Annotated in this window: 18 protein-coding genes; 13 read left to right on the top strand and 5 right to left on the bottom strand. The window is 70.6% G+C overall.

Annotation, left to right across the window (positions count from 1 at the left end; genetic code table 11):
- The first annotated feature begins 5 nt into the window (after positions 1-5).
- The 7 genes from sucD to ddaH all read left to right on the top strand — a co-directional run bounded on the left by sucD (position 6) and on the right by ddaH (position 8,452).
- Positions 6-893 (top strand): succinate--CoA ligase subunit alpha, encoded by an 888-nt coding sequence (gene sucD, locus ABH923_RS06550; protein ID WP_370054547.1) that lies wholly within the window; start codon positions 6-8, stop codon positions 891-893.
- Positions 894-1,043: 150 nt separating this feature from the next.
- Complete coding sequence (locus ABH923_RS06545; protein WP_370054546.1) at positions 1,044-2,429, top strand: hypothetical protein; 1,386 nt, start codon at positions 1,044-1,046, stop codon at positions 2,427-2,429.
- 55 nt (positions 2,430-2,484) lie between these two features.
- Positions 2,485-3,759: a DUF6350 family protein gene (locus ABH923_RS06540; protein WP_370054545.1), complete on the top strand. Its 1,275-nt coding sequence runs from the start codon at positions 2,485-2,487 to the stop codon at positions 3,757-3,759.
- A 59-nt stretch (positions 3,760-3,818) separates the two neighbouring features.
- Entirely contained in the window at positions 3,819-4,412 is a 594-nt protein-coding gene (gene purN / locus ABH923_RS06535; protein ID WP_370054544.1) for a phosphoribosylglycinamide formyltransferase, read from the top strand.
- Positions 4,409-5,989, top strand: a complete 1,581-nt coding sequence (gene purH / locus ABH923_RS06530) for a bifunctional phosphoribosylaminoimidazolecarboxamide formyltransferase/IMP cyclohydrolase (RefSeq protein ID WP_370054543.1) — start codon at positions 4,409-4,411, stop codon at positions 5,987-5,989. Before purN ends, purH begins: the two co-directional genes overlap by 4 nt.
- Positions 5,990-6,086: 97 nt before the next feature.
- Positions 6,087-7,142: a Glu/Leu/Phe/Val dehydrogenase dimerization domain-containing protein gene (locus tag ABH923_RS06525; protein ID WP_370054542.1), complete on the top strand. Its 1,056-nt coding sequence runs from the start codon at positions 6,087-6,089 to the stop codon at positions 7,140-7,142.
- A gap of 107 nt (positions 7,143-7,249) precedes the next feature.
- Positions 7,250-8,452: a dimethylargininase gene (gene ddaH, locus ABH923_RS06520; RefSeq protein WP_370054541.1), complete on the top strand. Its 1,203-nt coding sequence runs from the start codon at positions 7,250-7,252 to the stop codon at positions 8,450-8,452.
- Between the two features lie 12 nt (positions 8,453-8,464).
- On the opposite strand, the gene ABH923_RS06515 is transcribed toward ddaH, so the two are convergent.
- Positions 8,465-8,932, bottom strand: coding sequence for a hypothetical protein (locus ABH923_RS06515; protein WP_370054540.1), 468 nt, complete (start codon positions 8,930-8,932; stop codon positions 8,465-8,467).
- A 397-nt stretch (positions 8,933-9,329) separates the two neighbouring features.
- Here ABH923_RS06515 and ABH923_RS06510 point away from each other — a divergent pair, with 397 nt between their 5' ends.
- Complete coding sequence (locus tag ABH923_RS06510) at positions 9,330-11,174, top strand: ABC transporter ATP-binding protein (RefSeq protein WP_370054539.1); 1,845 nt, start codon at positions 9,330-9,332, stop codon at positions 11,172-11,174.
- Complete coding sequence (locus ABH923_RS06505) at positions 11,171-12,985, top strand: ABC transporter ATP-binding protein (protein WP_370054538.1); 1,815 nt, start codon at positions 11,171-11,173, stop codon at positions 12,983-12,985. Before ABH923_RS06510 ends, ABH923_RS06505 begins: the two co-directional genes overlap by 4 nt.
- Before the next feature lie 137 nt (positions 12,986-13,122).
- On the opposite strand, the gene ABH923_RS06500 is transcribed toward ABH923_RS06505, so the two are convergent.
- Positions 13,123-14,124 (bottom strand): hypothetical protein, encoded by a 1,002-nt coding sequence (locus ABH923_RS06500; protein WP_370054537.1) that lies wholly within the window; start codon positions 14,122-14,124, stop codon positions 13,123-13,125.
- Positions 14,125-14,292: 168 nt separating this feature from the next.
- Here ABH923_RS06500 and ABH923_RS06495 point away from each other — a divergent pair, with 168 nt between their 5' ends.
- Genes ABH923_RS06495 through ABH923_RS06485 form a run of 3 tightly spaced genes read left to right on the top strand, consistent with a single transcriptional unit; the run spans position 14,293 to position 17,126 of the window.
- Positions 14,293-14,640 (top strand): response regulator transcription factor, encoded by a 348-nt coding sequence (locus ABH923_RS06495; protein ID WP_370054536.1) that lies wholly within the window; start codon positions 14,293-14,295, stop codon positions 14,638-14,640.
- Positions 14,641-14,644: 4 nt separating this feature from the next.
- The gene (locus ABH923_RS06490; protein WP_370054535.1) at positions 14,645-15,328 is read left to right on the top strand and encodes a response regulator; all 684 of its coding nucleotides are present in this window, start codon (positions 14,645-14,647) and stop codon (positions 15,326-15,328) included.
- Positions 15,329-15,335: 7 nt separating this feature from the next.
- A complete protein-coding gene (locus ABH923_RS06485; protein WP_370054534.1) occupies positions 15,336-17,126 on the top strand; it encodes a sensor histidine kinase in 1,791 nt (596 codons plus the stop codon).
- A gap of 21 nt (positions 17,127-17,147) precedes the next feature.
- Here the strand turns inward: ABH923_RS06485 and ABH923_RS06480 are convergent, their stop codons facing one another.
- From ABH923_RS06480 to ABH923_RS06470, 3 genes are all read right to left on the bottom strand, one after another.
- Entirely contained in the window at positions 17,148-17,588 is a 441-nt protein-coding gene (locus tag ABH923_RS06480) for a hypothetical protein (protein ID WP_370054533.1), read from the bottom strand.
- A gap of 85 nt (positions 17,589-17,673) precedes the next feature.
- On the bottom strand, positions 17,674-18,015 hold the full coding sequence (locus tag ABH923_RS06475) for an MGMT family protein (RefSeq protein WP_370054532.1): 342 nt from the start codon (positions 18,013-18,015) through the stop codon (positions 17,674-17,676).
- A complete protein-coding gene (locus ABH923_RS06470; RefSeq protein WP_370054531.1) occupies positions 17,999-18,451 on the bottom strand; it encodes a GNAT family N-acetyltransferase in 453 nt (150 codons plus the stop codon). Before ABH923_RS06470 ends, ABH923_RS06475 begins: the two co-directional genes overlap by 17 nt.
- A 149-nt stretch (positions 18,452-18,600) precedes the next feature.
- Between ABH923_RS06470 and ABH923_RS06465 the strand changes: the two genes are divergently transcribed.
- Complete coding sequence (locus ABH923_RS06465; protein ID WP_370054530.1) at positions 18,601-19,815, top strand: NADP-dependent isocitrate dehydrogenase; 1,215 nt, start codon at positions 18,601-18,603, stop codon at positions 19,813-19,815.
- Positions 19,816-19,842 lie beyond the last annotated feature (27 nt).

Here is a 19,842-nt window from a genome sequence, read left to right as displayed (position 1 = left end):
AGAGAATGTCTATCTTCCTCAACAAGGACTCCAAGGTCATCGTCCAGGGCATCACCGGCGGCGAGGGCACCAAGCACACCGCGCTGATGCTGAAGGCCGGCACCCAGGTCGTCGGCGGCGTCAACGCCCGCAAGGCCGGCACCACCGTGACGCACGGCGATGTCGAGCTCCCCGTCTTCGGCACCGTCGTGGAGGCGATCGAGAAGACCGGCGCCGACGTGTCGATCATCTTCGTGCCGCCGGCGTTCGCCAAGGACGCGATGGTGGAGGCCATCGACGCCGAGATCCCGCTGCTCGTCGTCATCACCGAGGGCATCCCGGTGCAGGACTCCGCCGAGGCCTGGGCCTATGCCAAGGCGAAGGGCAACAAGACCCGCATCATCGGCCCGAACTGCCCCGGCATCATCACGCCGGGTGAGGCGCTCGTCGGCATCACCCCGGCGACTATCACCGGCAAGGGCCCGATCGGCCTGGTCTCCAAGTCCGGCACGCTGACCTACCAGATGATGTACGAGCTGCGCGACCTGGGCTTCTCGACCGCCATCGGCATCGGCGGCGACCCGATCATCGGGACCACCCACATCGACGCGCTCGCCGCGTTCGAGGCGGACCCGGAGACCAAGGCGATCGTCATGATCGGCGAGATCGGCGGCGACGCCGAGGAGCGCGCGGCCGACTTCATCAAGGCGAACGTGACCAAACCGGTCGTGGGCTACGTGGCCGGCTTCACCGCGCCCGAGGGCAAGACGATGGGCCACGCCGGCGCGATCGTCTCGGGCTCGGCCGGCACGGCGCAGGCGAAAAAGGAGGCGTTGGAGGCCGCGGGCGTGAAGGTCGGCAAGACCCCGTCCGAGACCGCCGCGCTGCTCCGCGAGGTCTACGCGGCGCTGTAACGGCACCGCTCGAAACCGCCGATCGGGGCCGGACTCCTCCACGGAGTCCGGCCCCGATCCGTCTCTCCACAGCCTGGATCCGGGCCTGCCCGCGGCCCGTTCGGCGGCGCTACAGTGAGCGCACCACCGTCCGGGAGGGGGATGCTGCCGATGCCACGTCTGACCAACGCCGACCTCGCGAGGCGCGTCGCAGCGCTCGAAGCCGAGAACGCGGCGCTCAGGAACCAGCTCGACGAGAACGCGACGGAGCCGCTGCCGGACTTCGCGGCCGCACCGGAACTGAAGCACAAGCGCGGCTGGGGCTGGACCCTGCTCGCCGTCGTGCTCATCGTGATCGGCGCGATCCTGGCGCCCGTCGCGGTGGTGGCCTCCTGGGCGAAGGTGCAGCTCACCGACACCGACGCGTTCGTGGCCACCTACGCACCGCTCGCGAACGACCCGGGGGTCCAGGCGTACGTCACGGACGAGACGGTCAAGGTCATCCAGCAGCACGTCGACATCCCGCAGCTCACCTCGCAGGTCATCGACGGCATCACCGGCCTCGGCACCGGACCCGTTGCGACGAAAGCGCTCGACGCCCTCAAGGCGCCGCTCTCGCAGGGCATCGTGTCCCTGATCCAGACCGCCGTCGGCCGGTTCGTGGCCTCCGACGCGTTCGCCCAGGTGTGGCAGGACGCCTTGCGGGTCAGTCACAACCAGCTCGTCGCGACGATGCAGGGCAATCCGCAGGCGGCGGTCGCGATCGGGAAGGACGGATCGGTGGGCGTCCAGCTCGGGCCGATCATCGACAGGGTGAAGCAGGTCCTCGTGGACCAGGGGATCACCTTCGCGTCGCGCATACCGACCATCGACAAGACGATCACGGTCGCGCAGAACTCGTCGATCCCGACCCTCCAGGTCTTCTACAACCTCGCCGTCGTGGCGGGCGCGTGGCTTCCGTGGGTGTCGATCGGCCTGCTCGCGCTCGGCGTGATCGTTGCGCGCCGCCGCGCCCTCGCCCTGATCGGGGCGGCGTCGGCGCTGGCGATCGCGATGATCGTCGTCGTGTCCGGCATCGCGATCGGCCAGATCGTGTTCATCGCCTCGGCATCGCCTGGACTGGTGCCGGCGGGTGTCGCGACGACGCTCTACACGACGGTCTCGACGGCGATGAAGGACACCGGTGTCGCAGTGCTCGTGCTCGCGATCGTCGTCGCGCTGGTCGGCTGGTACTCGGGGCCGTTCGCCGCGCCGCGCAAGCTGCGAGGGTTCTTCGGCTCCGGGGTGACCTGGGTGCGGGAGTCCGCCGAGCGGCACGGGATCACCACCGGCCGGGTGGGGGAGTGGCTCTACGCCCAACGGGTGCTGCTCCGGGCCGCAGTCGCGGTCATCGCGGCAGCGGTGGTCCTGTTCGTACGGCCGCTCACCCCGTCGCTCATCATCTGGACGCTGGTGATCGCGGCCGTCGTCATCGCCATCCTGGAGCTCGTCCAGCGACCGGTCATCACGGTGCCGGAGGACGCCGACGACGACACCCCGGTGATGACCGTCTCCTGAGGCCCGAAGTGTCTGCGGTGCGGGCGACCCCGCGCCCGGTAGGCTCCATCCGGTCATGAATCGCACAACCGTCGCCCTGCTCGCCGCGCTCGAGGCGGTCATCGTCGCGGCGATCGGGCTCGCGATCTGCCTCGTCCCGCTCACCGTGCTGTGGGCGGCCCAGTACCATCTCGCCGGGGACTTCGCGATCGTCTGGCGTGCGACGGCGGACATCTGGCTGCTCGGGCACGGCGTGAACCTCACGGTGACGCTGGACCCGCAGCTCGTCGGATCCCTCGGCCTCCCGGCCGCCGCTGTGCCGTTCCAGGTGACGATCGCGCTCCTGGGCTTCGCCGCGCTCACCGCCGGGCTCGGCGTGCGCACCGGGCTGCGCGCGGCCGAGACGCGGTACCGCTCGACCGGGGCCGTCTCCGCGCTCGCGGTGTTCTTCCTGATCTCGGTCCTGGTCACGGCGACCGCGGGCAGCGACCTCGTGCAGCCGTCGCTCTGGCGGGGCTTCGTGCTCCCGACCTTCGTCTACGCGCTCGGTATCGGGATCGGCTTCGTGTTCGCGGCGCTCCGCGGGGTGCGTGAGCCGGTCTCCGAACAGACAGGCGACCGGGCGCGGGACGACCGTGCGACGTCCGCGCCGGGCCGGGGGGCCGCGCCGGTCGGCGTCGCGGTCCGCTCGCGGGTCGCGGCCGTCCCCGCCCCGGTCCGCACGGCCCTCCTCGGTGCCCTGCGCGCCGGCAGCGCCGCGACCGCCATCGTCATCGGCCTGTCCGCGCTGCTCCTGACGCTGCTCATCTTCGGCAACTACGGCACGATCATCGGCCTCTACGAGCAGCTCCAGACCGGGGTCGCCGGCGGCATCGCGCTGACCGTCGCCCAGCTCGCCTTCCTGCCGAACCTCGTGATCTGGCTGATGTCGTGGCTGGTCGGGCCGGGGTTCGCCATCGGCACGGGGTCCACGGTCAGCCCGATCGGGACCGCGCTCGGGCCGCTCCCCGGCGTGCCGCTCTTCGGTGTCATCCCGGCGCACGGCTACACCTTCGGGCTGGCCGGTGTGATCGTGCCCCTGCTCGCGGGCTTCCTGGCCGCCGCCCTGCTGCGCGGCACGAGGAGGGCGCAGACGGACGGGGCGCTGACCCTCGTCCTCACCGCGCTCGGCATCGGCGTCGTCGCGGGCATCGAGCTCGGCCTCCTGGCCTGGTGGTCCTCCGGCGCGCTCGGGCCCGGCCGGCTGCACGACGTCGGTCCGAATCCGTGGCTCGTCGGCGCGCTCGCGGCGGGGGAGGTGGCGGTCGCCGCCGTCATCGGGCTGCTGGCTGGAGGCCGCGCCCGGCGCTGAGCCGGAGAGCGCTCCCTCGCCGGTCGGAGCCTGCCTCGGCGGGTGGGTAGGCTTGTCGCGTGCTCTCGATCGTCGTGCTGATCTCCGGTGGTGGCTCCAATCTGCGTGCGCTGCTGGAGGCCGCCTCCGACGCCGAGTTCCCTGCCCGCGTCGTGGCGGTGGGAGCCGACCGCGACGCCGACGGCCTGGACCACGCCGAGGAGTTCGGCATCCCGTCGTTCACGGTGCCCTTCACCTCCTACGACAGCCGGGAGGAGTGGGGCGATGCAGTGCTGGAGCAGATCCGGCTCTGGGAGCCCGACCTCGTCATCCTGTCCGGCTTCATGCGCCTGCTGCCGCCGCGCGTGGTCGGCGCGCTCTCGCCGCACCTGATCAACACGCACCCGGCCTTCCTGCCCGAGTTCCCCGGCGCGCACGGCGTCCGTGACGCGCTCGCGGCCGGAGCCACGCAGACCGGCGCCAGCCTCATCGTGGTCGACAACGGCGTCGACGCCGGACCGGTGATCAGCCAGGAGCGCGTCCCGATCGTGCCGGGCGACACCGAGGCCAGCCTGCACGAACGCATCAAACCCGTGGAGCGACGGCTGCTGATCGACGCCGTCCTCGACATCGCCAACGGACACATCGACCTCAAGGAGCTCTCCCGAGTATGAGCGGACCCCGCCACGACGCCAGCCTCTACCGCGAACGGGACGTCGTCCCGATCCGCCGCGCACTGATCTCGGTCAGCGACAAGACAGGCCTGCTCGACCTCGCCACGACGCTGGCGGAGGCCGGGGTCGAGATCGTGTCGACCGGCTCCACTGCGCAGACCATCCGCGACGCGGGCCACGCCGTGACCGACGTCGCGAGCGTCACGGGCTTCCCGGAGTCGCTGGACGGCCGGGTCAAGACCCTGCACCCCGCCATCCACTCCGGCCTGCTCGCCGACCTGCGGCTCGCCTCCCACGAGGAGCAGCTCAAGGACCTCGGCATCGAGCCGTTCGAGCTCGTCGTCGTCAACCTCTACCCGTTCGTGGAGACCGTCGCCTCGGGCGCGGTCGGCAACGACGTGGTCGAGCAGATCGACATCGGCGGCCCGGCGATGGTGCGCGCGTCGGCCAAGAACCACGCGAACGTCGCGATCGTCGTCTCGCCGGACGACTACGCGGAGGTAAGCGCCGCCGTCGCCGCGGGCGGTACGAGCTTCGACCAGCGCCGCGCGCTCGCCGCGAAGGCGTTCGCCCACACCGCCTCGTACGACGGCGCCGTCGCGGCGTGGTTCGCGGGGGAGGCACCCTCCACCGCCGACTTCGCGGAGCGCTTCGAGGTCCGCGCCGAGCTCAAGCAGACCCTCCGCTACGGCGAGAACTCGCATCAGGCCGCGGCGCTCTACGCCGACCCGGCCGGCCGCGGCATCGCCCAGGCGACGCAGCTCGGCGGCAAGGAGATGTCGTACAACAACTACGTGGACGCCGACGCGGCGCTGCGCAGCGCGTACGACTTCGCCGAGCCGGCGGTCGCGATCATCAAGCACGCCAACCCGTGCGGCATCGCGGTCTCCGACGACATCGCGGACGCCCACCGCAAGGCGCACGAGTGCGATCCGGTCTCCGCGTACGGCGGCGTCATCGCGGCGAACCGCACGGTGACGCTCGCGATGGCCGAGACCGTGAAGGGCATCTTCACCGAGGTGCTCATCGCCCCGGACTTCGAGCCGGAGGCGCTGGAGCTGCTGCAGACCAAGAAGAACCTCCGCATCCTGCGGCTGCCCGAGGGCTACGGTCGGTCGGTGACCGAGTTCCGGCAGCTCTCCGGCGGCGTGCTGGTTCAGGACGCCGACCGCTTCGATGAGTTCGACTCCAGCGGCTGGACGCTCGTCTCCGGCGAGCAGGCCGACGCCGCGACGCGCGCCGACCTCGAGTTCGCCTGGAAGGCGTGCCGCGCGGTCAAATCGAACGCCATCCTGCTCGCCACGGACGGCGCCTCCGTCGGCGTCGGCATGGGCCAGGTCAACCGGGTGGACTCCTGCAATCTCGCGGTCAGCCGCGCGGGCGACCGTGCAGCGGGCTCCGTGGCGGCGTCCGACGCGTTCTTCCCGTTCGCCGACGGCCCCGAGATCCTGATCGCCGCGGGCGTGTCCGCGATCGTGCAGCCCGGCGGATCGATCCGCGACGAGGACGTCATCGCCGCTGCGAAGGCAGCCGGGGTGACGATGTACTTCACGGGCGAGCGCCACTTCTTCCACTGACCGGCTCGCCGGATTGCATCCCCTCGCGGGGTCGCGGAGAATAGACGACGGTCCACAAGACCCTCAGCATTCACCGCGATCCCACGAGGAGACACCGATGTCCGTCCTGCCCACCGACCTTCCGCACGAAACACTGCATGTGGTGAAGGGGAGGCGGAGCGGCCTCACCATCAGCATCGCGGTGCACTCCACCGTCCTCGGCCCCGCCCTCGGCGGCTGCCGCGTGTGGAACTACGACTCCTGGCAGGAGGCCGTCGCCGACTCCCTGCGCCTGGCCGAGGGGATGACGTTCAAGAACGCCGCCGCCGGCCTCAACCGCGGCGGCGGCAAGGCCGTCGTCTACCTGCCGCGCGGCAAGCAGCTCAGCCCGACCGAGCGCTACGAGGTCATGCTCGACCTCGGCGACGCCGTCGAGAGCCTGGGCGGCAGCTACATGACCGCGGAGGACGTCGGCACGAGTGCCGAGGACATGTCCGTCGTCGCGACCCGCACCGCCAACGTGTGCGGCCTCCCGCCCGCGGAGGGCGGCGTCGGCGAGCCGAGCGACGCGACCGCAGCCGGTGTGTACGCGGGCCTGCTCGCAACCCTGGAGCGAGCCACCGGCAGCCGCGACGTCTCCGGCCGCCGCGTCACCGTGCTCGGGCTGGGTCACGTCGGCTCGATCATCGCCATGCGCCTCGCGAGCGAGGGCGCGGTGCTCACCGTCACCGACGTCAACCCGGCCAAGCGTGCCCTCGCCGAGGCGCTGGGCGCGGCCTGGGTGGAGCCGGACGAGGCGCACCGCGTGGAGGGCGACCTCTTCGTCCCCGCCGGCGTCGGCGGCGTGCTGACCGACACCGTGATCGACGAGCTGCGCGTCAAGGCGGTCGTCGGACCGGCGAACAACCAGCTCGCCGAGCGCGCAGGCGCCGAGCGCCTCGCCGCCCGCGGCATCCTGTGGGCCCCCGACTTCGTCGTCAACGCCGGCGGCGTCATCTTCCTCGCGATGATGAACGAGGAGGAGCCGTCGGCCGAGGCCACGCGCGAGCGCGTCGAGGCCATCGGCGACATCGTGGCGCGCGTCTTCGACGTGGCGGCCGAACGCGGCATCACCACGCTGGCGGCCGCCGACGAGATCGCCCTGGCGCGCCTGCGCGAGCCCGCGCACGCCTGAGCCGTCACCGCGTCCCGCTATCGGCCGCTGCGGCCGGTAGCGGGACGCTGCGTGCGGCGACGTATGCCAGCATTCCCATAGGGACCCGTCGGATAGGCTTTTGTCCCATGACTTCCTCCTGGGCCCGCCGGCTCGTCGCCTCCCTCGTGTCCGCCGTCGCCGTGGCCGCCATCGGCCTGGTGGCCGCCACGCTCGTGCTGCTGGTGGCGAACCAGCTCAACTCGGCGGTGCTCGGGAGCATCACGCCCTACGTGGCCTGGAACGCCCTCGCGGCGTTCGTCCTCGCCGCGATCGCGGCCCTGCTCGGCGCGTACGACCGTCGCTGGATCGCGGTGGTCGCGGGCATCCTGGTCGGCCTCATCAGCGCGGCGATCGGCACGCTCGTGCTGTTCTCGACGCTGAACGTCACGCTCACCGGCCAGGCCTGGGGCCAGATCGCGTCGTCGTTCATCGGGATCAACCTCCCGTTCTGGCTCGCGGTCGCCATCGCCTTCCCGACCGCCGGCTTCGCCGTGTTCGGCGCCATCGAGGCGCAGGCCGCCCCGGCCTCCCGCAAGATCGCGCTCGTGCGCATCCCCGCCGGAAACCTCAGCGAGGGCCTGATCACCCACATCGACCGTGAGGCCGTCGACAGCGAGCTCGCCGACTCGCAGTGGGACGCCTACGTCGCCGCGCTCTCCGCCGCCGGCTGGCAGACCGTGGAGGTCGCCAGCGCCGACCAGCTCGCCGACTCCGTGTTCGTGGAGGACACGGCCGTGGTCTTCGGCGACACCGCCGTCATCTCGCGCCCCGGCGCGGACTCGCGCAAGCCCGAGATCGCCGGGACCGAGGCCGCGCTGCGCGCACAGGGCCTCCGCCTGCTGCGCATCGAGGAGCCGGGCACCCTCGACGGCGGCGACGTCCTCAAGGTCGGCGACACCGTCTACGTCGGCCGCGGCGGCCGGACCAACGCGGAGGGCATCCGCCAGCTCCGCGCGCTCGTCGCCCCGCTCGGCTACACCGTCGTGGCGGTGCCGGTCACCAAGGCGCTTCACCTGAAGACCGCCGTCACCGCCCTCCCGGACGGCACCGTGATCGGCTACGAGCCGCTCGTGGACGACGCGCGGATCTTCGAGCGCTTCCTGCCGGTCCCGGAGGCGCACGGCACCGCCGTCGTCGTCCTGGACGACGAGACCGTGCTGATGTCGTCGTCGGCGCCCGGATCGGTCGCGCTGGTCGAAGACCTCGGCTACACGGTGATCCAGGTCGACATCTCGGAGTTCGAGAAGCTCGAGGGCTGCGTCACCTGCCTGTCGATCCGCATCCGCTGAGGCGGGCCGCGTCTAGTCGCTGGAGGCGTCCGTGGTGCACGGGATGGACCCGGTCACCTGCGCGTCGACCCGTTCGCCGGAGAGTCGCGGGTCGGTGAAGCTGCCGCCTGTCGCGACGAAGCGCACCGTCCCGCCGTCGAGCACGAACGGTGCGGTGGAGACGAACACCCCGCCGTCACCCGTCGAGATGCTGGTGCTGAACTGACCGTTCTGACGGTCGCCCACGATCTGGGCCGGGATGCGGAAGGTCGGGTCGTTGCGCACGACGATGCGGCCGTTCGCCCGCAGGACGCAGGTCGCGTGATAGAGGGTCACCGTGCGCGAGGAGGACCCGGTGACCTGCAACTCGATCGAGGTCGAGTGCGCCTGGACGGCGACGTTCCAGGCCGCCCCGACGGCCGCGAACATCCCGCCGACCACCGCCACGAACACGGCGAACGCCGCGAGGACGGTCCGGAACAGGGGCGAGCGCCAGGCCATCTCCGCAGCCTAGCGGCACCGATCCGAAACTCGCTCTTGCGCTCTGAGAGATCCTGGGAATATTCTGTAGGGCTGCCTTGTCGCAGCATTCGGAAGACGCATCGGGCTACTGGGAGGACGCCATGACAACGACTGAGAACACACGAACCGTGACCGTGTTCGGGCTCGTCGCCGCCGCGTACGCGTCCCCGGAGCCGGCCCCCGCCTGGTAGGTCCCAGGCAGGTACGCGCTTCCGGCTGACTGTCGCCGGCACCCGCACAGGGCATCCGTAGCCCTGGCACGTCACGCTCTCGTGGACGCATCCCTTTGGCGACCTCTCAGCACGCCTCACCGGGTCGGAGCCGACCCCGCACCCAAATAAGAAGAAAAGAAACGCACGAAGAGAAAACGGAACTCATGTCTATCGCTGAAACCCATCAGCACCCTCCGCAAAGAGAAGAGAAGAAGCGCTCGGGGACCGTGCGCACACTGCTCCGCATCCTGCCGTTCGCCACCTCCGCGGCGCCCCGCATCCTGCTCGGCATGGTCGCCGCGCTCCTGGCGAGCCTGGTCGCGCTGAGCATCCCGCAGGTGCTCCGCTGGCTGGTCGACGGTCCGCTCTCGACCGGCGACCCGTCGGCCGTGTGGCCTGCGGCCCTGCTCGTCGTGGGGCTGGGCGCGGCAGAGGCCGTGTTCATCTCGCTGCGACGCTGGTTCGTGCTCACCCCGGGCACCCACGTCGAGGCGCGGATGCGCAACGCCCTCTACGAGAAGCTGCAGGACCTGCCCGTCTCGTTCCACGACAAGTGGCCGAGCGGTCAGCTGCTGTCGCGTGCCGTCAGCGACCTCAGCCTCATCCGGCGCTGGCTGTCGTTCGGCATCGTGCTGCTCGTCGTCAACGTCGTCACGATCATCGTCGGCTTCGCCATCCTGATCGGCTGGAACTGGATCCTCGGCCTGATCTTCCTGGTGCTGTCCGTGCCGCTGTGGATCTACGGCTTCGTCTTCGAGAAGAAGTACTCGGTCGTCGCGCGCCGCAGCCAGGACCAGGCCGGCGACCTGGCGACCGCCGTCGAGGAGTCGGTGCACGGCATCCGCGTCCTCAAGGCGTTCGGCCGCGGCAAGCACGCGCTGAAGAAGTTCGAGTCGCAGGCGGAGGCGCTGCGCGGCACGGAGATCGAGAAGGCGAAGGCCATCGCGGGCATCTGGCTGTGGCTGCTGCTGATCCCGGACGTCGCGTTCGGCATCTGCCTGGTGGTCGGCGTGTGGCTGGCCGCGCAGGGCGAGCTCACGGTCGGTGAGCTGGTCGCGTTCTTCGCGACGGCGACCGTGCTGCGGTTCCCGATCGAGTCGATCGGCTTCCTGCTCTCGATGACGTTCGACACGCGCACCGCGGCCGACCGCTTCTTCGAGGTCATGGACGAGGTCAACACGATCACCGACCCTGCCGAGCCGAAGCACATCGCCGAGCCCCGCGGAGAGCTCGTCTTCGACGACGTGCACTTCCGCTACCAGGACTCGCCGGAGCGCTACCCGGACCTCCTGAACGGCATCGACCTCACGGTCCGTCCGGGGGAGACGATGGCCCTGGTCGGCCTGACCGGCAGCGGCAAGTCGACGCTGACCGCGCTCACCACCCGCCTGTACGACGTGACGGGCGGAGCAGTGAAGGTGGATGGCGTGGACGTGCGCGACCTCACCCGGTACGACCTGCGCAAGGCGATCGCGATGGCGTTCGAGGACGCGACACTGTTCTCGGCCTCGGTGCGCGACAACGTGCTGCTCGGCCGGGACGGGCTCGACCCGGCCTCGGCCGACGCGGAGCGCATCCTGACCGAAGCGTTGGAGATCGCGCAGGCCGGCTTCGTCTACGAGCTCCCGGAGGGCGTGGAGACGAAGGTCGGCGAGGAGGGTCTCAGCCTCTCCGGCGGCCAGCGTCAGCGTCTGGCGCTCGCGCGGGCCGTCGCCGCGGCGCCCAGCATCCTGGTGCTGGACGACCCGCTGTCCGCGCTCGACGTCGACACCGAGGCTCTGGTGGAGGCCGCCCTCCGCCGGGTGCTGGCCGCCACGACAGCGCTGGTCGTCGCGCACCGTCCGTCGACGGTCATGCTCGCCGACCGGGTGGCGCTGCTGGAGGACGGCCGGATCACGGCCGTCGGCACCCACCACGACCTGCTCGTGAGCAACGAGCACTACCGTTTCGTCCTCTCCTCCCTCGAAGAGGAGCGCGACGAGGAGATCCTTCAGGAGGTGAACCTGTGAGCACCGCGACCGTACTGGGCGTCGAAGGCGAAGAGCGCAACGACCTCAACAAGGAGGAGAGCCGGCAGATCCGCCGGCGCTCGCTCCGCCTGCTCGGCTCGCTGCTGCACCCGATGCGCACGCGGCTGGTGCTGACCGCGATCGTCGTCGTGATCAGCACGGCCGGCCAGGTCGCCGGACCTGCGATCATCGCGTTCGGCATCGACAACGGCATCACGGCGCTGAAGAGCCAGAACTGGCTCCCGGTGGCCGCCGCCGGAGTCGCGTACCTGATCACCGGCGTCATCGGCGCCGTGCTGATCGCGTGGTACACCGTGCTGAGCGCGCGGATCAGCCAGGCGATCCTGATCGACCTGCGCAAGCGGGTGTTCCTGCACACCCAGAGGCTCTCGCTGGAGTTCCACGAGTCGTACACGTCCGGCCGCATCATCTCGCGGCAGACCAGCGACCTGGACTCCATCCGCGAGCTGCTGGACTCGGGCATCAACCAGCTCGTGCAGGGCTTCCTCTACATGCTGTTCATCGGCATCGCGCTGTTCTGGCTCGACTGGGTGAGCGGGGTCGTGCTGATCTGCTCACTGCTTCCGCTGTACCTGCTGACCCGCTGGTTCCAGAAGCGTTCGCAGGTGCTGTTCCGCATCTCGCGGGTGGCGTCGGCGAAGCTGATCGTGCACTTCGTGGAGACCATGACCGGCATCCGCGCGGTCAAGGCGTTCCGCAAGGAGAAGCGCAACGAGAAGGAGTTCGGCGGCCTGGTCGAGGACTACCGCGACGTCAACGCGCGCGTCATCCAGCTGTTCGGGATCTTCGATCCGGGGCTCGTGATGATCGGCAACGTCACGGTCGGCGCCGTGCTGCTCGTCGGCGGCTTCCGGGTCGCCGACGGTCAGCTCGCGATCGGTGTCCTGCTGGCGACGCTGCTCTACACCCGCCGGTTCTTCGACCCGATGGAGGAGATGGCGATGTTCTACAACTCCTACCAGTCGGCCGCCGCGGCGCTCGAGAAGATCTCGGGCGTCCTGGAGGAGGCGCCGAGCGTTCCCGACCCGGTGCGCCCGACCGACCTGTGGACGGCGGAGGGCCACGTGCGCTTCGACGACGTGACCTTCGCGTACAAGCGGGACCGCGTCATCCTGCCGGAGTTCAGCCTGGACATCCCGGCCGGGCAGACCGTCGCGCTCGTCGGCTCCACCGGAGCAGGGAAGTCGACGCTGGCCAAGCTGATCTCGCGGTTCTACGACCCGAGCGAGGGCGAGGTCACCCTGGACGGCGTGGACCTGCGGGACATGCACCCCAAGGACCTGCGCCGCGCGATCGTCATGGTCACCCAGGAGGCGTACCTGTTCAGCGGCTCGGTCGCCGAGAACATCGCGCTCGGCAAGCCGGACGCGACGCGCGAGGAGATCGAGGAGGCGGCCATCGCGGTTGGCGCCCACGAGTTCATCGCGGGCCTGCCGAACGGCTACGACACCGACGTGAACAAGCGCGGTGGCCGGGTGTCCGCGGGTCAGCGGCAGCTGATCTCGTTCGCCCGGGCGTTCCTCGCGAACCCGGCAGTGCTCATCCTGGACGAGGCGACCAGCTCGCTCGACATCCCGAGCGAGCGCCTGGTGCAGGAGGCGCTGCAGACGCTGCTCTCCGACCGCACCGCCGTGATCATCGCCCACCGCCTGTCGACGGTGGCGATCGCGGACCGGGTGCTCGTCATGGAGCACGGCCGTGTGGTCGAGGACGGCTCGCCGGACGAGCTCATCTCCGGCACCGGCCGGTTCGCCCAGCTGCACGCGGCGTGGCGGGATTCGCTGGTCTGAGTTCCGTGCGGTGAACGACAACGGACAAGCCCCGGCCCCTCGGTGAGGGATCCGGGGCTTGTCGCCGTGGTCGGGACGGGCCAAGGGGTTGGATACGGGTTGGGTTGGCGGCCCGTCGCCGGCCAGGTCTGTGCGGATCAGCCGTGTTGCGCTCGTCGGACGATCCGGTGCTCGGAGCCGCCGCCGCGCAGGAGCGGGAGGCGGAGCAGCGGAAGGCGATGCGGGGAGGAGTCGGTGTCGAGCACCACGACCTCCGCTCCCGCGTCGATCAGCTCGCCGGCGGTCGCGAGGTCGACATCGCTGCGGCTCTCATCCGTGACCACAGCTACGCACCCCGCCGTGACGGCGCGCCCGGCCGCGGCGGTGACCGTCACACCGGAGGTCGCAGGGGCGACGATGCCGCGGATCGCGCGGGCGAGCTCCGCCCGCTCGGCGGGGCGCTCGCCGCCGCGGCCGGGGAAGCCGTCGCCGAGGTCGAGGATGCGTAGCCGGAATCCGGTGGCCGCCTCGATGTCGGCCGCGACGCCGACCGACCGGACGATCTCGGCCACGTACTCCGCCGGGCTGCCGTCCTCCGGGAGGGTGAGGGAGAGCCCGGCGATGCGGACGCCGAGCCCGCGTGCCGCCGAGGCTGCGGACACCGCCGCCTCCGGGGTCATCCCGCCGAGTGCACGGTGCGCGGGGCGCGGCGCGAGTCCCGGCCGCAGCCGGAGGAGGACGCGCAGGTCGTCAGGCGCCCCGGCGAAGCCCTCCACGGCGCGCGATCCGTCGACCACGAAGTGCCGGACGCCGGCATCGTACGCCGCGCGCGACTCGTGCGGGTGGGCGACGGGCGTCGCGTGCAGGATGCGCCGGCCGCCGACGCCGGCGGCGAGCAGCGCGGGGAGCGCCTCGTCGTGGGTCACGGCGAAGCCCCCGTCGGCGCCCGCGAGCGCCGCGAGCAGTCGTGGGTGTGCGAGCGCGCTGACGTCGTACAGCACGTCGACCCAGGGGAAGGCCTCCCGGAGGGCGGCGTACTGTCGGCGGGCGCGGTCGAGGTCGAGGACGACGAGCGGGAGGTCGTCGAGGTCCGCCGCGATCGCCTCGGCTGCCGTTCGGGCGGCGCCGTTCGGGAAGGCGGTTCGGGTTGCGGCGGACATCGCGTTTCTCCTCGGGTCTCTCTGCTCGGCCGGCGGTCTCCCGGATTTGCTGAGCTTGACTCAAATGTTCCCGCTGTCGGCCCACGGCCCGCATCCGGGGGGTCACCCGTTTGCCGATGCGTGCTGGCACGGATGCGACCCCGCAGCGGCGCCGGAGAGAATCGAGGCATGTGCCTCCGTGTTGTGATCGTCGACGACCACCCACGGTTCCGGGCCCAGGCGGCCGAGCTCCTCACGCTGGAGCGCTTCTCCGTCGTCGGAGACGCCGAGACCGGCGCCAGCGGGGTCGCGCTCAGCCGTACCCTCGCCCCCGACGTTGTGCTGATGGATGTCGGCCTCCCCGACGCCAACGGCTTCGACCTGGTGACCGCGCTGCACGAGACCGGGGCCGTGGTCGTGCTCACCTCGAGCCGGTCGCTGCGCGACTACGGGACGCGCGTGTCCGACAGCGGTGCGGACGGTTTCATCACCAAGGCGGAACTGACCGGTGAGGCGATTCGCAGCCTGCTAAGGTAAGCGCGTGGTCGGGGGAGACAACTCGGGTACCCGTCCGCTCCGGGTGGCAGTCGCCGATGACGCTGTGCTGCTCCGCGAGGGGATCGGGCAGATCCTGCGCGCGGGCGGCGTGGAGGTCGTGGCGTCGGTGGACACCGCCGAGCAGGCGCTCGACGTGCTCGCGGACGACGACGACATCGACGCCGTGGTGCTCGACATCAAGATGCCGCCGACGCACACCGACGAGGGCCTGCGCGCGCTCGAGACCCTGCGCGCGTCCGGGTCGCAGGTCGGCGTCCTCCTGCTCTCGATGTACACGACGGCCGGGTACGCGATCCGCGCCATGAGCGCGGGCAGCGGCACCGGCTACCTGCTGAAGGACCGCGTCGCGGACGCCGACGCGCTGGTCACCGCCGTGCGCACCGTCGCGGCAGGAGGGTCGGTCGTCGACCCCGAGGTCGTGCAGGCGCTCGTGTCCGCGCGCTCGACGGAGGCCGCGATCGAGTCTCTGTCCTCTCGGGAGGTCGCCGTGCTCCGGCTGATGGCGGAGGGCCTCTCCAACGCGGGCATCGCCGCAGCGCTGCACCTCAGCCTCCGCACCGTCGAGTCGCACATCGGCCACATCATGGCCAAGCTCGACATCGAGGAGACCACCGAAGGCCACCGGCGCGTGCTCGCAGTGCTGCGCTTCCTCGGCCGGGACGTCTGAGGCGATCATGGGGGCCGGGCGCCTCTGGGTGCGGGCCGCCGCCGTCACGGTGACGATCGCCGTCAACGTGCTGGCGCAGGTGATCAGCGCGCTGACCGGCGACTACGGCCCGAGGCCGCAAGGCATCGGCTGGGCCATCGTGTTCGTCGCAGTCGCGCTGGACTACGTCGTCTGCGCCGTCATCGCCTGGCGCGCGATCCGCAGCCCTGCGCCCGGCTGGCTGATGGTGGGCGCCGCGTTCTTCTGGGCGGCGGGCGCCTGGTACCCGCTCACGCGCGACCTCGGCTGGCTGTGGCCGCTGGTAGAGGGCGTGACCGACCTGTGGGCGGTGCTGGTCGGCATCCTGGTGCTCACCTATCCGGGCGGCCACCTGGTGTCGCGCTTCGACCGCGTCGTGGCGTACACCCTGAGTGGCGCGTTCCTGGTGCGGTTCCTCGGCATCCTGCTGTTCTCGTCGCCGGCGCCGGCCGACTGCGGCTGCGTGGCGAACCCGTACGCCATCCTGCCGAGCCCGGACGCGGATTACTGGCTCGGGGTCGCCTGGCGCATCGTCGGCGTCGTGCTGCTGCTGACGGTCGCGGGGAGGCTGGCGGTGCGCTGGGTCACGAGCTCCCTCCCGGCCAGGCGGGTGTCGTTCGTGATGCCGCTCGCGCTGCTGCTGTGGTGCTACGGCACGGTGCAGGACTCGGTGAGCTTCGCTCTCGGCTGGGACAGCGGCTGGCTGCAGTTCGTCCCGCCGATCGCGATCGCGCTCATCCCGCCGTCCTTCGTCGGCGGCGTCTTCTACGCGCGCGGGCTGCGGTCGCGCGTGGCCGACCTGGTCATCGTCGCGCGCGACAAGGTGGACAGGGCGCTTTGGGAGTCCAGCCTCGCGCGCACCCTGCACGACCATTCGCTCCGGGTGTTCTGGTGGGACGAGCTCCGTCGCTCGTACCGCACGAGCGCCGGGGACGCGATGCCGGACGGCGACAGGCCGGAGCGGCCCGGCCGGTCGACGATGGCGATCGACTCCGATCAGGGCCCGATCGCCCTGATCGAGCACGACGTCGCCCTCGGGCAGGACGACCGGCTGCTGGACGCGGTGTCGTCCGCCTTGCTGCTGTCCGTGGACAACGACCGGCTGCGCGGCCGGCTCGAGCAGACCATCCAGGAGCTGCGCGAGTCGCGCCTGCGCATCGTCGAGGAGGGCTACCTCGCCAGGCGACGGCTGGAGCGCGACCTGCACGACGGCTCGCAGCAGCAGCTCGTGTCGCTGGCCATCGGCCTCCGCATCGCCGCGACGAAAGCCGGCGCGGCCGGGGAGACCGAGCTCGTCGGCGACCTGGAGAAGGCGTCGGCGCAGCTCGCCGACGCGCTCAGGGAGCTCCGCGAGCTCGCGCGGGGCATCCACCCGACCGTGCTGACCGACGGCGACCTGCGCTCGGCGCTGGAGGAGCTCGCCCAGCGCAGCATGATCCCGGTCGAGGTGCGCGTCGAGCCGGCCGAACGCCTGCCGGAGGTGGTCGAGGAGACGATCTACTACTGTGTCTCCGAATGCCTGGCGAACGCCGCCAAGCACGCAGGCGCCCGCAGCTGCGCGGTGCTCGTCGCCCGTGACGACGACGGGGACGCCGTGACCGTGACCGTGAAGGACGACGGCCGCGGGGGAGCGCGCATCGAGCCGGGCGGCGGCCTGGAGGGGCTGCGCGACCGGGTGGAGACCGTCGGCGGGCACGTCGAGGTGCGATCGGTCGCCGGCCTCGGGACGATCGTGGAGCTCGTGCTCCCTGCTCAGGTGGCCGAGGGCAGCAGGCCCTGACCGTTACCCGTCAGCGGGCGGTCACTTGGCTTTGCTGGCGGAGGCGGGCCGGACCGCGTACACCTGCGCCGCGATGGTGAAGGCGCTCCAGCCTCCCGGGCAGGAGTACGACGCGTTCGCGGGGATGCCGGAGATGGGCCACCAGCTGTCCTGGATGGTCGGCTTGGGCGGTGCGACGGTCGTCAGCTTGCAGACGTCCTTCTTGAGCAGCGTCGGGGACGTGAAGGTCATGATCGACTCGCCGCTCTGCGTGTCGTAGTCGACCCGGATCAGGGTCGCGTCACTCGGAACGAAGGAGGGCGAACCGATGCGCGTCGTGTCCGCTGCGTCGAAATCCTTGGCGGTGTCGTAGATCGAGGGATCGACGTGCGGCGTGAATGCCGCCACGACCGAGCACCCGGAGAGGGCGGCGACGAGGGGGACGGCGGCGACGGCGAGGCCGAGTCGACGGGTACGGGGCACGGACGCTCCTGGACGAGTTCACATGGACAGACCCGTCCAGTCAACACCATGAAGCTGAGCGCTTGCATCGATCGGGAGGATGATCTCAGCGTGTGTCGTGCCGCGCGGCCCTCAGATCCACCCGGTACGGCGACCTGCCGCCGCCGAGCAGCGGCGTCCCCTCTGCGCGGTAGTGCTCCAGCGCGATGTGCTCGTGGTTCGCCGGGGGATGCCCGCTCGCCCGCACGACCCGCCACCACGGAACGTCGCCGCCGGAGTACGCCATGACTTGCCCGACCATCCGCGCGGCGCGCGATCCGAGCGCCGCGGCGACGTCCCCGTAGGTCATCACCCGGCCGGGCGGGATGCTGTCCACGACCGCGAGCACGCGCGAGGCGAAATCGTCGCCGGCGAGGTCGCCGGACGCCGGCTCAGAGGTCGAGGGCACCGATGGTCTCGCCGTACTGCGTCTCTCCGACCGGCGCGAAGCCGGTGCGCAGGAAGAACTGCTCCGGGCCGAGCTCGCCGGACTCCCAGATCACGTAGAGCCGTGTGACGCCACGGTCGCGCGCCTCGGCCGCGAGGGCCTTGACTGCGAACGTGCCGATGCCGCGGCCCTGGTCGTCGGCGTCCACATTGATGCGCCAGAGGATGGCCTTGAACTCGTCGTGCTCGGCGTAGGGGTTGAAGTCACCCATGATGAAGCCCACGACGTCCTCGCCGTCGAGCACGACCCGCTGCCACGAGGTGGAGGGGTCGGCGACCGCGGCGGCGGCCGAGTACGACACGGGAGCGATGAACTGCTCCTGGCCGGGCTTCAGCGACAGCGCGTTCGCCGCGACGACGGTCCTCGCGCTCAACTCTTCCAGTCTCAACTCAGCCATAACGAAAGGGTAACGTGCGAGGCGACCCGCGCATAGTCGGCGGGGTGCGGCTGGCGGGACGCTGACAAAACTGTCTCGATGTCAAGATAGTTGCCTGACTCGGGTAAGCTGTCTCCGGCTGAAAAACGGCACAGACCTCAGGAGAACCAGTGGACAAGATCAAGGTTGAAGGAACGGTCGTCGAACTCGACGGCGACGAGATGACGCGGATCATCTGGAAGGCGATCAAGGACTCCCTCATCCACCCGTACCTCGATGTGAACCTCGAGTACTACGACCTCGGCATCCAGAAGCGCGACGAGACCGACGACCAGATCACGATCGACGCGGCGCACGCCATCCAGAAGCACGGCGTCGGCGTCAAGTGCGCCACCATCACCCCGGACGAGGCCCGCGTCGAGGAGTTCGGCCTCAAGAAGATGTGGCGGAGCCCGAACGGCACCATCCGCAACATCCTCGGCGGCGTGGTCTTCCGCGAGCCGATCATCATCTCCAACATCCCGCGGCTGGTCCCGGGCTGGAACAAGCCGATCGTCATCGGCCGTCACGCCTTCGGCGACCAGTACCGCGCCACCGACTTCACCTTCGACGGTCCCGGCACGCTGACCATGAGCTTCCAGCCCGCCGACGGCGGCGAGGCCAAGTCGTTCGAGATCTACCAGGCTCCGGGAGCCGGCGTCGCGATGGGCATGTACAACCAGGACGCGTCCATCCGCGACTTCGCCCGCGCCTCGTTCAACTACGGCCTGGACCGCCAGTACCCGGTCTACCTGTCGACCAAGAACACGATCCTCAAGGCCTACGACGGCCGGTTCAAGGACCTCTTCCAGGAAGTCTTCGACACCGAGTACAAGGAGAAGTTCGACGCGGCCGGCCTCACCTACGAGCACCGCCTGATCGACGACATGGTCGCCTCCAGCCTCAAGTGGGAGGGCGGTTACGTCTGGGCGTGCAAGAACTACGACGGCGACGTGCAGTCCGACACCGTCGCGCAGGGCTTCGGCTCGCTCGGCCTGATGACCTCCGTGCTCACCACCCCGGACGGCTCGGTCGTCGAGGCGGAGGCCGCGCACGGCACGGTGACCCGCCACTACCGCCAGTACCAGCAGGGCAAGCCGACCTCCACCAACCCGATCGCCTCGATCTTCGCCTGGACGCGCGGCCTCGCGCACCGCGGCAAGCTCGACGGCAACCAGGACCTGATCGACTTCACCCACACCCTCGAGGACGTCGTGGTGAAGACGGTCGAGCAGGGCAAGATGACCAAGGACCTCGCCCTCCTGGTCGGCCCGGAGCAGAAGTACCTGACCACCGAGGAGTTCCTCGACGCGATCAGCGAGAACCTGAAGACGCGCATGGCGTAAGCCTTCGCCCGTCATTCGTGCCGAATG

This window comes from Leifsonia sp. EB41 (assembly GCF_041262565.1).
Taxonomy (GTDB): domain Bacteria; phylum Actinomycetota; class Actinomycetes; order Actinomycetales; family Microbacteriaceae; genus Leifsonia.
This window is presented reverse-complemented; position numbering and strand designations above follow the sequence as displayed.